This is a genomic window from Mycobacterium sp., assembly GCF_004298145.1.
In the GTDB taxonomy this organism is placed as follows: domain Bacteria; phylum Actinomycetota; class Actinomycetes; order Mycobacteriales; family Mycobacteriaceae; genus Mycobacterium.
Window position 1 is genome coordinate 149,551 of sequence record NZ_SCRH01000038.1, and the last position, 14,290, is coordinate 163,840.

9 protein-coding genes are annotated in these 14,290 nt (G+C 64.5%); 2 read left to right on the forward strand and 7 right to left on the reverse strand.

Features of this window, described 5'->3' with window-relative positions:
* Nucleotides 1-45 precede the first annotated feature (45 nt).
* From EPN51_RS14410 to EPN51_RS14440, 7 genes are all read right to left on the reverse strand, one after another.
* Nucleotides 46-828: an SDR family oxidoreductase gene (locus EPN51_RS14410; protein ID WP_293043683.1), complete on the reverse strand. Its 783-nt coding sequence runs from the start codon at nt 826-828 to the stop codon at nt 46-48.
* A gap of 536 nt (nt 829-1,364) precedes the next feature.
* Nucleotides 1,365-2,777, reverse strand: coding sequence for a PAS domain S-box protein (locus EPN51_RS14415; RefSeq protein ID WP_293043685.1), 1,413 nt, complete (start codon nt 2,775-2,777; stop codon nt 1,365-1,367).
* A gap of 40 nt (nt 2,778-2,817) precedes the next feature.
* Nucleotides 2,818-4,245 (reverse strand): wax ester/triacylglycerol synthase family O-acyltransferase, encoded by a 1,428-nt coding sequence (locus tag EPN51_RS14420; protein ID WP_293043687.1) that lies wholly within the window; start codon nt 4,243-4,245, stop codon nt 2,818-2,820.
* Entirely contained in the window at nt 4,233-5,177 is a 945-nt protein-coding gene (locus EPN51_RS14425) for a 3-oxoacyl-ACP synthase (RefSeq protein ID WP_293043689.1), read from the reverse strand. Before EPN51_RS14425 ends, EPN51_RS14420 begins: the two co-directional genes overlap by 13 nt.
* Nucleotides 5,161-6,261, reverse strand: a complete 1,101-nt coding sequence (locus EPN51_RS14430; protein ID WP_293043691.1) for a 3-oxoacyl-[acyl-carrier-protein] synthase III C-terminal domain-containing protein — start codon at nt 6,259-6,261, stop codon at nt 5,161-5,163. Before EPN51_RS14430 ends, EPN51_RS14425 begins: the two co-directional genes overlap by 17 nt.
* Before the next feature lie 3 nt (nt 6,262-6,264).
* Nucleotides 6,265-8,574: a phosphoenolpyruvate synthase gene (gene ppsA / locus EPN51_RS14435; protein WP_293043693.1), complete on the reverse strand. Its 2,310-nt coding sequence runs from the start codon at nt 8,572-8,574 to the stop codon at nt 6,265-6,267.
* Nucleotides 8,575-8,622: 48 nt separating this feature from the next.
* Entirely contained in the window at nt 8,623-9,507 is an 885-nt protein-coding gene (locus EPN51_RS14440; protein WP_293043695.1) for a universal stress protein, read from the reverse strand.
* Nucleotides 9,508-9,713: 206 nt separating this feature from the next.
* Between EPN51_RS14440 and otsB the strand changes: the two genes are divergently transcribed.
* Both otsB and EPN51_RS14450 read left to right on the forward strand, forming a co-directional pair.
* On the forward strand, nt 9,714-13,334 hold the full coding sequence (otsB, locus tag EPN51_RS14445; protein ID WP_293044063.1) for a trehalose-phosphatase: 3,621 nt from the start codon (nt 9,714-9,716) through the stop codon (nt 13,332-13,334).
* A 164-nt stretch (nt 13,335-13,498) separates the two neighbouring features.
* Nucleotides 13,499-14,278 (forward strand): universal stress protein, encoded by a 780-nt coding sequence (locus EPN51_RS14450; protein WP_293043697.1) that lies wholly within the window; start codon nt 13,499-13,501, stop codon nt 14,276-14,278.
* Nucleotides 14,279-14,290 lie beyond the last annotated feature (12 nt).

Genomic DNA, 14,290 nt, shown 5'->3' on the forward strand with positions numbered 1-14,290 from the left:
CTCTCGAGTTGCACCGTCGGTAGTTACAGTCTCGCGGAAGAATAGCTAGGTAACCCAGTCCGGTTGCGCGTCGGTCTCGACGTTGGAGAAATCCTTGTGTCCCAGGCCGGCGGTGGTGCCGCCGTCGACGACGAACTCCGAGCCGGTCGAGTAGCTGGACTCGTCGCTGGCCAGATAAACCACGAGGTTAGAGACCTCCACGGGCTGGGCGGCGCGGCCCAGTGCACTCTGGAAGATGTCGTCGGGAACCCAGTCGGTCATCGGCGTCTTGATCAGCCCGGGGTGAATGGAGTTCACCCGGATTCCGCTCGGCCCCAGTTCCAGGGCGGCCGACTTCGTCAACCCCCGCACCGCGAATTTCGTTGCGGTGTAGCCGTGGCATGCGATCGTGCCGGCCATCCCCTCGATCGAGGAGATGTTGATGATCGATCCCCGTCCCGCTTCCTTCATGGGTTTGACCACCGCGCGGATGCCGAGGAAGACACCCGTCAGATTGATGTCGAGGATTCGCTGCCACTCCGAGAGCGCGTAGTCCTCCAGGGTGCCGATGTTGATGATGCCCGCGTTGTTGACCAGCACGTCGATGCGGCCGAACTCGCCCAGGGCGGCGCCCACCGCCGCATCCCAATCCTCGGGCTTGGTCACGTCGAGGTGCAGATAGCGGACGGCATCACCGACCTCCGCCGCCACCGCCGTGCCCTCGTCGTCGAGGACGTCACCGAACACCACCTTGGCTCCCTCGCCGACCAACGACCGCACGTGTGATGCGCCCATCCCCCGGGCGCCACCGCTGATGAGGGCAACCTTTCCCGCCAACCGTTCAGCCACTACGCATCTCCTGTCGTGTCCGTGCACCGATCGGCGCTTAGGAGCACCATACATATGGCAGATGATGTATGACCAGGGCTCCGTGAAGAGCTCATGAGCGATAATTGCCGATCGTTTTGGCGGACCGCGTGTTCGGTGGCCATCCGCACATCGGCGAGGATCAGCTGAGAACCCTCAAAGTCGGCCGGCGCGAATTGTCCTCGACACCCCATTCGTATGTCAGCCGGCTTGCAAGCTGTCCGACAACATTTCGCACCATTCCCCGTCGGACATGAGATGACGGATGACGGCTCATCGCCTCGCGCCGCTCGCGTTGACCCTTCTGAGCCGCCACCCAGACCGGGTGCGACTGTAGGACAATGACTTTGGCCGTAACTGCGGGTGCCATAGCTGGCTGCTCCTCTCGGCGGCATTTCCGTTGCTCAAACCCATCTTTACAACAAATATCGCGTAGCCACGTCCATCGATAGGGGCCGAAGTCTCTACTGCGAAGGCCGTTCGTCCACTCCCCCAAGGGAACAGCGAGTGCTGCGCGGTCAGAACAGCGGAGCCACCCACCGCAGCCGGGTGCCCCCGCCTGAGGCGCCACCGACGTCGAGGGTGCCCCCGAACGATTCGGCGCCTCGGCGCAATTTCATCAGGCCGGCTTCGGTGATGTCGTCGGGCAGGCCTCTACCGTTATCGACGACGTCGATACACAACTCGTCGGCGACCTCGACAGCGATGGTCAGCTTGGTGGCCGCGGCGTGCTGTACCGCGTTGCTGATCGCTTCCGTGACGACGGCTTCGGCTTCTTCGGCCAACACGCCCTCAACCACCGAAAGCGGCCCTTTGTACTGCACGGTGGTAGCTAAATCTTCCGACAGCCGGCCGATCACTTCATCTAAACGATGGCGCAGCCCTGCCACGTCGGTTGCTTTGCGGCGCAGGTCGAAGATCGCCGTGCGAAAGTCCTGCACCACGCCGTGCAGGTCATCGACCGCCGTGTTGAGACGCTGCTGCACCTCGGGCGAGCGCGCCCGCGGGATGGTGCCCTGCAGCGCGAGACCGACCGCGAAGACGCGCTGAATCGCGTGGTCCTGCAGGTCGCCGGCGATGCGGTCACGTTCGGCGAGCACTTCGGCCTCGGCCCGGGTCTCGGTGAGCTCGGCCTGGACGGCCAACTGCTGGGTGATGTCGCGGATGGCCGCCGAGACCATCACACCCTGCTCGGTCCGTAGTGGGCTCAGGCTCACGTCAACCGGGAACACGGTTCCGTTGCAGCGCAGCCCCCAGAGGTCTAGGCCGGCCCCCATGCGCCGTGCGTCCGGGTGGGTGAAGAAACCGGTGCGGTGCCCCTCGTGGACACCGCGAAACCGGGGCGGGATCAGCGTCTCGACTTCCCTGCCGATCAGATCCTCGCGCTGATAGCCGAACAGCTTGTCGGTTTGGGCGTTTGCGAGCACGATGCGCCCGTCAGGCCCGACGATGACCATCGCGTCGGGGGCCGATTCCAGCAGAGCGTGGAACATGGTTTCGGCTCGCAGATGCTCGGCTGTCACATCCCGCATCACTTTGGTAAATCCGGCGACGGCACCCGCGTCATCGTTGAGCAGGGCCAGTACCACGCCGGCACGAAACCGCTGGCCGTTTTTGCGCACCCGCCAGCCTTCGTATTCGACGCGTCCCGATTCGCGCGCCGCGGCCAGCTCGCGTTCAGCCAGTCCGGCCTCTCTGTCCTCCTCGGTGTAGAACGTCGACACGGGTCGGTCCAGCACCTCGGCCGCCGAGTAGCCGGTCATCACCTGGGCACCCGGGCACCAGCGCACTACGTCACCGTTCACATCGAGCTGGATGATCGCGTAGTCAAGGATCGTGTCCACCATGGCGTCGACATCACAAAGACGTTCGCGCAGGCTCTTATTGAGTAGTACAGCGCTCAGGTACCGTTCAGCGCTGGGCGATGTCATCAGGCCCGACCCTCTTTCGTTGCCTCCAGCTGCACAAATGCTACCGTGCCGGCCACGATGCGGGCTTGGCGTTCGACCGTCGGGCTCTCGGTGCGCGCTTGCGCCGATGCGTTCGGCTGGCCGTGACCAACCGCGCGACACCGTTCTCGATTCCGTCAGCGAGCGCCTCGATATCGGGGGCGGTGTCGTAGTCGGCGGTGATGCCGAAGACGAAATGCTCGGCGTAACTGACCATCGCGATGCCCGTGCGCAGTTGAAGGGCTATCGGCGGGATCGGCAGAATTTCCAGTACTCGGCGGCCCATCAACCTCTGCTGACCTTTGGGCCCGGGAACGTTGGTCGCCAACGCGACGACCGCTCGTTGCGGCAATCGCATGGCCAGGCGCATCGTCCACGCGGACAGGGCGAACGGGACACGTTTGACCGCCGAGACCACCGCGCCGCCGCCTTCGCTTTGACCGCTCGCCTTCGCTCGGCTGAGCCGCTCGTGCACCCGCCGCAGCTGCTTCACCGGATCTTCCTCGTCGACCGGCAGTAACGGCAACATGGCCGAAACCCGGTTGTCGGCAACGTTGAATTGGTCGACCGTCCGCAGGGAGACAGGAACCAGCGTGCGCAGTGAATTCCGACCGGGCTGCTCACCGCGTCCGAGCAGAATCGCGCGGTAACTGCTGGTTATCGCCGCCAGCGCAACGTCGTTCAATGTCACATCGAATTCCTTGGCAACCTTACGCATGTCAGCTATCCGAACCCGGGCCGCGCTGTACCGGCGCATCGTGGTGACGGGTCCGGTGAGTGACGACTCCGGGGCGGGGCTGAGCAGACTGGCCGCGAGTTCGGCCGCACCCCACGCCGCGTGTTCGGCAGCGGTTGCCGCACCGATGGCGCTTCGTCCGATCTCACTCACCCAGCGGAACGGGTTCAGGGTTGGCGTTCGCAGCGGCGACTCCTGCCGGACCGATTTTTGAGATGCATGAATCTTTGTGGCGAAGCTTTCGCCGATGTCATCGCTGAATCTCGCCATCAGCTGCGTTGCCGCGATGCCGTCGGCGATGCAGTGGTGAAGCTTGGTCAGTACCGCCCACCGGTTGTCACTCAGCCCCTCGATGATCCAGCAGTCCCACAGTGGGCGTTCACGATCCAGCCGGCGTTCCATCAACGTCGCGACCACCTCGAACAGTTCGGTGTCACCCCCGGGATGCGGGAGCGCGAGCCGATGGACATGGCGCGAGATCTCAAAGTGGGGGTCATCCACCCATTCGGGCGGGCGTATGTCGAGCGAGTGGGTCCGCAGCACCTGACTGAATCGCGGGATTGCCGGGAGCCTGTCCGCGAGAGCGGATACGAAGTCGTCGTGGCTTGGGGCCGGGCCTTCCATGATCGACACAGCGCCCACCGCGAGACTCACGTGCGGGTCGGAGTCTTCGGCCTCGAGGAAGCCCGCGTCCAGGGCGGTCAGTTGCTCCACTTGGCCACCTCCCGCGCCGTCCTGTCTGGACCAGAGCCCGCGAATGCGGATGGCGGTCGACGATAGAGAGCCGCCCCCGCGGTAGGTCCGGCACCGGCGACGACGAAAAGCACCTGGGTGCCGGGGGTTTGCGGTTCGGCTTGCCGCTCGAAAGCGGCCGCCAGCGCCGCGGTGTGCATGTGCTGATCGTCGGCGACGACGATCTCGTCACTCGGCACCCCAAGCCGGGCGCTCAACGCGGTGCGGTATCCGTGACCCGCGGGTGCCGCGACAATCACATCGACGTCGGCGAGCCGCGCCGATTGGGCCGCTAGGCACGCGCATACCGCCGCGGCAGCGGCCGCGGCGAACCGCTCGTCCATGTCACCCGATCGATCAAACCGGAGAACATTACGGGAGTCGGCGAATCCGACTGTGGCGGTGAAGGCCTGGTCCACTCCGGTCGATTCCTCGGCATTCACCCACGACACGGGACTCAGGCCGCAGTCTTCGTCGGTCCACCGGCAAAGTAACGCCGCACCGGCAGCCGAGAACGGAAAATGCTCGCTCATTCCGTGGCCGGGATCGGCATCACTGGCGACGACGAGTGCCAGCTGGATGGCACCTGACCGCAGGAATCCATCGACAATTTGCAGCGCGGTGAGCACTCCGCAAGCGCCGTTGGCGATATCGAACGAGAACGTGCCATGGGCACCGGTGTGTGGGTCTTCGGGATTGGCCCCGATGTCGTCTTGGATCAGCGCCGCCAATGCCGGCTCTCCGAGGTTGCGGTCGCGGTAGATCCCGGCGTTGACAACGAGATCCAGTTCGTGGGGGTTGCGTCCGGCCCGCTGCAGGCAGTCCTTGCCGGCGGCAACGGCCAGGTGCAGTGCGCTGTGCCGGCCACGCCATCGCGGATGCGCGATGGCGACCCGTTCAATGATCGTTCCCATATCGGCTCACCAAATCCTCGTCCAGGGTCACCAACACCACGCCGATCTCCAGCCCCGACGCCAATGCCAGCAGTGCGATTCGTTCCCCCGCTGCGATGCGTCCCGCTTCGAGTTCCTCGACCAGGGCCACCGTGTGTGTCGTCGACGCCGTGTTGCCATATCGATCGACGGTGATCACGGCGTCATGCCGGGGGCGGTCGCCGAACGACTCCGACATTCGCGCCATGCCCTTGCGGATGGCGCGCGCTGAAGTCTGGTGAGTGATCACGTGGTCGATGTCGTGGATCGAAATACCCACGGCATCAAGGACTTCCTGGAGCAGTAAGGGAGTGTCGGCAATCGCGGCCCGCTGGATTGCACGGGAATTGGTGAACATCCGCGCACCCGGATCGTGTCCCTGCGGATACGCCAGGCAGAGCCGACTGTAGTCGGCGACAGTCGTAAATCCCGCCAGGGTGATGCCGGCAGAACCGGCGGGGGCCCGCTCGAGCAGCAGGGCCGCCCCCGCATCGCCAAGGGTCAGGCAGGCCAGTTCCTTGCTCATGATGTTGCGGATGTGGCGCGCCGCATTGTGGCTCAGCTGCGAGATGTACTCACCGCTGACCACCAGTCCGCGCTCGACGATGCCCTGCCGGATCCAGTTGTTCAAAATCGTGACTCCGGTGAGCATCCCTGCGCATGCATTGGATACGTCGAAGGTCATCGCCTGCGGCGCCCCGATCCCGCGGGCCACGGCGCTGCTCATCGTCGGTTCGAGCCATTGGGTCAGGCCCCCACGGAATTTCGTGATGCTGCAACTGATCACCACGTCAAGCGACCCGGGATCCTGTTTTGCCCGGCCGAGACAGTCGAGCGCCGCCGAGGTCGCAAGGCTGTACGAATCTTCCTCACCCACAGAGATCCGGCGTTCGTGGATTCCGGTCAGGCGCTCCAGGTCGATGTGTGTGCGATGGCGCGTGGTGGCCATCAGCTGGTCGGTCGTGAGGTGTGTCTCGGGTAGGTGCCGGCCGGCACCGGCCAATCGGGTGACGAACGGCGCGGCATTCCGTTCCGCGGCGTCCATCACCAGCCAATGCCGCGGCATCGGTCACACCTGGCTTGTGGTCCGGTGATCAGCGGTCGCAGCTTCCAGCAGGAGCCGCCGTTCGGCGGCGGCAACTGCACGCCGGGTGGCGACTACCGCGTCGGGGTTGACCGACACCGAGGTGATCCCCATCCTCACCAGGTGCTCCGCGAAAGCCGGGTTGGTCGACGGCGCCTGGCCGCACAACGACGAGGTGATGCCGTGTTTACGCGCGGTCGCGACAATGCGGCCGATGGCATCGAGAACAGCGCCGTCGGATTCGTCGAACAGCTCGGCGCAGATCTCCGAATCGCGGTCGACCCCCAGGACCAACTGGGTCAAGTCATTGCTGCCGATGGATACCCCGTCCACCCCCAGCCCGATGTATTCGGGCAGCCAATACACAACCGAGGGCACCTCAGCCATCACCCACCGATGCAGGCCGCGCTGGGCGCCGAGCGGACTCATGTCGACCAGAGAAAGACACGTCTCCAATTCCCAGCGCGTCCGAACGAACGGAATCATCAGATGCACGTTCGGACTTTGTTCGCGCACCCGCGCCAATGCCTGAAGCTCCAGACCGAACAGATCCCGCTCTTTGATGTATCGATAGCATCCGCGGTAGCCGATCATCGGGTTGTGCTCGACGGGTTCGTAGGCTTCACCACCCCGCAACCCACGAAACTCATTACTACGGAAATCCGTGGCACGGTAGATGACCGGGCGGTTCCCGAAGGCCGATGCGATGCGCCCGATCGATGCCACCAAGGCGTCGATGAGGGTGGACTGCTCGCCGTGAGCGATGAGGTCACGCGGGTGCCGGCCGGAAAGCGCTTGAGTAAGCAGGAATTCGGCCCGCAACAACCCCACGCCGTCGACATCTTGGGCCGCGACCGCCTCGGCGGTGTCCGGTATCGCCAGGTTGACATATATTCTGGTGCCAGTTGTCTCGGTGACACTTGTCGTGAGCGCCGGCGGCTCGGCCACCCGGGCCCGCACCTGCGGGCTGAGTTGTCCGGCATAGACATTCCCGCGCGATCCGTCAACCGTGACGGACTGACCGTCGCGCAGAACGGTGGTCGCATCTCGGGCGCCCACCACACATGGGACTCTGAGTTCGCGCGCCACGATGGCCGCATGGCACGTCATACCGCCGGTCTCGGTCACCACTGCCGCCGCGCGCCGGATAGCGGGAAGCCAGTCCGGGTTGGTCATCGGGGCAACGAGAATCTCATTGTCGATCAACCGGCTGCCCTCTTCGGGGCTGTGAAGAACCCGCACGCGTCCCGAGGCCGACCCCGGTGCCGCCGGCAACCCACGTACCAGGACGTCCGTTGTTCCCGACCCATCGGGTGCGTCGGTGTTCAGCGTCGTGATCGGCCTGGCCTGGACCAGCCAGGTCTCGCCGGAAGCAATCGCCCATTCAACGTCTTGCGGGCAACCGTGATGCGCTTCAACGGCAATCGCCAATTCGGTGATGTGGCGCAACGATGTGTCGTCGAGAACGCGCGTTTCGGCCTGCGCGCGGTCCAACTCCACGATGACGTCGTTCCCATCGGGACCGCGCTCGATCTTGAACGCCTGATATCCGATTTTGACATCGACCACGTCCAAGGTCTTTTTGTCGACGACGTAGGTGTCGGGCTGGACTTTTCCGGACACCACGACCTCGCCCAGCCCGAGCGCGGCTTCGATGACAACGTGTTCGGCCTCCCCCGTGCTGGGATCGGTGGTGAACGCGACGCCGGACCGCTCGGAGGCGATCATCTGCTGGACCACCACCGCCATCGCGGGATCGGTCACGAACCCTCGGCTGGCCCGGTAAGTGATGACCCGCGGGCTGAACAGGGAAGCCCAGCATGTTATGACGGCGTCGAGAAGGGCCGCCTCGCCGGCCACGTTGGTCACCGTCTGATTCATCCCGGCGAACGACGCGTCGCGGCCGTCCTCGCCCGTTGCCGAAGACCGCACGGCCACAGTGCAATTCGGTCCCAAAGCCCGGTAGGCCTCGAGCAGCTGCTCACGGACGTCCTTGCTCAGACCCGCCTTTGCCACCAGCGCCCGCATTCGTTGGCAAAGCTCGGCCAAGCGGGCGGTGCTGTCCACCTGTGCCAACGCTTCGCGATGGAGAGCGGCGAGCTCGGTATCCACGCCGCCCGCCTCCATCGACGCCCGGTAGCTGCTCCGCATCAACACGAATCCTGGCGGCACCGGGAGGCCGGCGGCGACCAACTCGCCCATGTTGGCACCTTTGCCGCCGGCCTCCTCCGCGTCCCCCAGGCGTAACGTCGCGATATTCGAGACATACGGGCTGGTAAGGGTTTTGGTTGACATGTCTACCCTTTCTCAATCGACATCGGGTGCCGCGAAAAGAACCTGGCCTCAGGACGGCCGAGCCACGATCACCGGCATTCGGACCGAATGAATGACGGCGTTGCTGACCGAGCCCAACAGCGCACCGGTCAGGCCACCGCGGCCGTGGCTACCCACGACCGTCAGCTGCGCGGTTTCGGACTGCTCGATCAACTGCCGAGCCGGTCGGTCACATACGACCATTCGGTGCACCGTGACGTCCGGATAGCGCTCCTGCCAGCCCGCCAGGCGTTCGGCCAGGCTGCGTTCGGCTTCCGCCCTCAGCACCGACCAGTCCATCCCGGGCAGCTCGAAAACTTGGGCGTCGCTCCATGCATGGACTGCGTTGAGCTCGACGCCGCGTCGTGACGCCTCATCGAAGGCGATGGCCGTCGCGAGTTCGGAGGCCGGTGAGCCATCGATGCCGACCAGGACGGGTGCCTGCTGGGGGTGCGGCATCAACGGGTCTTCGTCGTGAATGACGGCGACAGGGCAGCTGGCGCGTCGCACGATGCCGGAACTGACCGACCCGAGCAACGCCCGGCCGACGGCTCCGCGCCCATAGGATCCGACGACGACCATGTCAGCCTCTTCCGACATCTTGCCCAGCGTCGGCACCGGGGGCGCATGCCACAGTTCTTGCGTGATGTCGATTTTCCGGCTTGTCCTCGTGGCGTCTTCGGCGATCTTGACCGCTTCCTGCAGGACCCGGCGGCCGTCATCCTCCCGCCATGCCAACACTTCGGCCGCCATCGCCACCTGTGGCCACGTCGTCGTGGCGTTCACCATGTGGACCAGGGTCAGCGGAACGTTGCGCAGCGCCGCGTCGCGCGCGGCCCAGCACACGGCAAAGTTCGACGCCGGCGATCCGTCGACTCCGACGACGATGCCATGGTGCTTCCCCGGTGCGGTCATGTTGTCTCCCTCAGTCGCCTCCAACGCTATTGATCGAGCGGGGACCGGTCATGAGACTTTCGTCCCCAACCGCATGGACGAGAGACCCTCATTGGGCGCTGGGGCTTGATTGGGGCTCGTGCTGTGGAATCGTCGGAAGGGTGACTGAATGGCCCGCCACCGTCGACAGGCGCTACCACGACGCGGTGATCTTCGACCTCGCATGCGTGGTCACCGAGACGGCGCCGGGAACTCTGAAGGCCTGCGATTCCACCCCCCTGCTGCTGCGGCGGCTGCGTGATGTCGGTGTCACCACAGCCGTCTACTCGCGCACCCAGAACTGTAAGCAGGCTTTGCGAAGCGCGGGAATAGACGGATCCGTCGACGTGCTTGTGGACGCAGAAACCGGCGCAACGCCCGATTCCGCGTCCTTGGCGGAGGTGGCGGCGCGCTTAGGTGTCCGCGCCGAGCGTTGCGCGGTAATCGAAGCTGACCAAGTCGGTGTGGAAGCCGCCATGAGGGGCGGCTTCGGCCTGGTCATCGGCCTCCGGCGCAACGGATATGCCGGCGACCTACTGGCGTGCGGTGCCGACGCGGTGATCGCCGACCTCGCGGAGGTCTCGGTGCGAAGCGGTGGCACCGCGATGTCGGACATCGCCGACGCCGTCCAGGTCTACAGTCAGCTGCAAGAGCTGGTGGCCGTGAGGCGACCGACGGTGTTTCTCGACTTCGACGGCACGCTGTCCGATATCGTCGATCATCACGAATCGGCGACGCTGGTCGACGGTGCTGCCGATGCGTTACGCGCGCTGGCCGCGTGTTGTCCCGTCACGGTGATCAGCGGCCGCGATCTCTCGGATCTCCGCGAGCGGGTAAGCATCGCCGGGATATGGTACGCGGGCAGCCACGGGCTTGAACTGGTGGAACCCGACGGCACCCACCACGAGAACACCTCCGCCACAGGGGTTCTCGATGCCCTATCCCTTGCGGCGACCCGCCTGGCGGAGATGCTTGACGATGTTTCGGGGATAGAGATAGAGAGCAAGCGGTTTGCGGTTGCTGTCCATTACCGCAATGCCGATGCGGGCGACCTCGGCCGCGTGATCGCAACCGTCCGCGAGTACGGCCATTCTGAAGGTCTCCGAATTTCCCTCGGGCGCAAAGTCATCGAACTCCGCCCGAACATCATTTGGGACAAAGGGACGACACTGAATTGGCTCCTCGAACACATCGAGGGCCGCGACGGCGGTTCGGCCGCGATGTTGCCCATCCACATCGGTGACGACCTGACCGACGAAGACGCCTTCGACGCGGTCCAGTTCGGTGGCGTGGGGATAGTCGTGCGTCACGGCGAGGACGGTAACCGCCCATCTGCCGCACTGTTCAGCCTGGAGAACCCCTCCGCGGTCTGCGGATTCATCCGACGACTTGCCGACGATCTGGAAGAGATCGCAGCGACACCGGCCGATGCGTGGGAACTCGTGTACGACGACTATCAGCCGGACCATGAGCGGCTGCGAGAGGCGCTCTGCACGGTGGGCAACGGCTACGTCGCCACACGTGGTTGCGCGCCGGAGGCATCCGCGGGCGAAGTGCATTATCCGGGCACTTACGCGGCCGGCGTGTACAACCAACTGGCCGATCGGGTCGCGGGCCGTGTTATCGAGAACGAGAGCCTGGTCAACCTACCCAATTGGCTCTCGCTCACCTTCCGAATCAACGATGGGCCGTGGTTCCGCGTTGATGACGCCGAGTTGCTGTGCTATCGGCAGGTATTCGATTTGCGCCATGCGACGCTGACACGCACGCTCCGCTTCGTTGACGGTGCCGGCCACAGCACGACGCTGACCCAGCAACGATTTGCGTCGATGCACCAGCCCCACGTGCTCGCGATGCGGACGACCATCTCCGCCGAAAACTGGTCAGGCACTGTCGAGTTCAGGTCGTTGTTGGATGGAAGCGTGCGCAATACCCTCGTGGAACGCTATCGCGCACTGTCGGATACTCACCTCACCGCACCCGTGATCGACGAAATATCGCCCGATTCAGTGATTTTGCAAACTCAGACATCGCAGTCCCGCATCGCGATCGCCGTGGCCGCGCGCAGTACCGTCTGGCGAGATGATGTCCGCGCCGAAGCGCGGTACGAGGCCGTGCGGGAAGGTAACCGTGGCGGTCATGACATCCGGGTCGCCGTGTCCGCGGGAGAGTCGATCACGCTGGAGAAGGTCGCGACAATCGTTACCGGGCGCGACGCGGCCATATCGGAAACGGAAAGTGCGGCACGGAATTACCTCGAAGAAGCTGGCCGCTACCCCGATCTTTATCATCAGCATGCCCGGGCGTGGGCCCGGCTGTGGGAGCAATGCGCCGTCAATCTGGACGACAACATCGAAGCGTTGCGAATCCTCCGGCTGCATTTGGTCCACGTGCTGCAGACCATCTCTCCGCACACCGCCGAACTCGACGTCGGCGTCCCGGCCCGGGGCCTGCATGGCGAAGCCTACCGCGGACATGTCTTCTGGGACTCGCTGTTCGTCTGCCCGGTGCTGAGTGTGCGCATGCCGAATTTGGCTCGCTCCCTGCTGCTTTATCGGTATCGACGGCTTCCCGAGGCCCGTCGCGCGGCGCGCAGGGCGGGGTATCGCGGGGCAATGTATCCCTGGCAATCCGGCAGTGACGGGCGAGAGGTGAGCCAGCAACTGCACCTCAATCCACAGTCAGGCAGGTGGAATCCGGATCCCAGTGCGCGGGCACATCACGTGGGTCTCGCGATTGCGTACAACGCGTGGCAGCACTACCAGGTGACCGGTGACCGCCAATATCTCGTCGATTACGGAGCCGAGATGTTGGTCGAGATCGCCCGTTTCTGGGTCGGGTTGGCGAAGTTCGACGACAGCCGCGACCGTTACACGATCCGGGGAATCATCGGTCCCGACGAGTTTCATTCCGGTTATCCGGGCATGGAGTACGACGGAATAGACAACAACGCGTACACCAACGTGATGGCCGTCTGGGTGATTTTGCGAGCAATGGACGCGCTGGACATGCTGCCGTTGCGGGATCGGCTCGACCTCATCGGCAGGATCGATCTGACGGCACCGGAGCTCGATCGGTGGGAGCACGTGACACGCCGGATGTTCGTCCCGTTTCACGACGGTGTGATCAGTCAGTTCGAGGGCTACGGGGATTTGGCGGAGTTGGATTGGGAGCATTATCAGCGGCGCTACGGGAACATTCAGCGCCTCGACCGCATCCTCGAAGCCGAGGACGACAGCGTCAACAACTACAAGGCATCCAAGCAGGCCGACGCGCTGATGCTGTTGTACCTGTTGTCGTCCGAGGAACTGCTGGGGCTGTTGGGCCGCCTCGGCTACAGCTTTTCGCCCGAGCGGATCCCGAAGACGGTCGACTACTACCTTGCGCGGACGTCGCACGGTTCGACGTTGAGCGCCGTCGTGCATTCGTGGGTGCTCGCTCGGGCGAACCGGCACATGGCCATGGAGTACTTCGACCGGGTGCTCGAGTCCGATATCGCCGACATCCAGGGTGGCACCACATCGGAGGGAATACACCTTGCGGCGATGGCCGGCAGTGTGGATCTGTTGCAACGGTGTTTCACCGGTCTGGAGACGCGCGACGACCGGCTGATGCTCAGCCCTTTGTGGCCGGAAACCCTGGGCCCAATGGAGTTCGCCGTCGTGTACCGCGGCCAACGGCTTCATCTTCGGATCACCGGACGAACCGCGACGGTGACCGCGGAGGCCGGAAAGGCACAACCGATCGAGGTGGAATGCCGCGGTCGCGTGCAACCTCTCCGCCCCGGTCACACCATCGAAGTCGGCTGAATACCAACGCAGGTGACCATCGCCGCGAACCGAGGGGCCGAACGGCCCTGCCGTTCGCCGGCAATGCCCAATAACGTCTGTGATTGACATGGGTTATCCCGCCAGTCCAGCGCCTCGATCGGAGAAATGCGATGAACCATCCGCACTCACCACGGCGGATAGTCGTGGGTATCGACGGCTCCCACGCAGCGATCAACGCGGCCAAATGGGCGGTCGCCGAAGCGACCAGTCGCGACATCCCGCTTCGTCTGATCTACGCGATGCCCGAAGCAAAAACGGATGCACCTTCCGACGATCCCCTCCTCGATGTGGAATGCGGCGAAGCCGCCTTGCGCACGGCCTGCGCGGCGTTGCATGCCGCGACCGCGGAAGTCAAAGTCGAAACCGACCTGGTGAACGGCTCTGCGGTAAGCGCGCTGATCGACGAATCACGCTACGGGACCATGCTTTGCGTGGGGTCGGTGGGGATCGGGCAGATCGCCCATAAGATCATCGGATCGACTGCCCACACTGTCGCTCGCGGTGCTCATTGCCCCGTAGCGATCGTCCGCGCCAACCGTGAAACCGGCGTGCCACGTTCCGGATCGATTGCCGTGGTCGTCGATGACTCGCCCCACAACGACAGCGTGCTCGAACATGGGTTCAGGGAAGCGCAGCTTCGCAACGCGCCCATTCTGGCGATGGGCGTGTGGCGATGGGGCTTCGGGGAAATTCCGTACCGCAAGTTGGACCGTCGACTCCACCGCTGGGTGACTCAGCACCCCGAGGTGCATGTGCGTCCTACCGCGGCCAGGCACGGAGCCGCTGAATATCTGGCCGGCACACAGGAACCCGTGGAACTCGCCGTGGTGGGAGATTCGTATTCCGACAAGGTCGCCCGCATCGTCGGTCCGCTGAACCCCCGTTTCGGGCACACCGGGTGTTCGGTGCTGGTGGTGCGCTGACCAAGCGGGCGG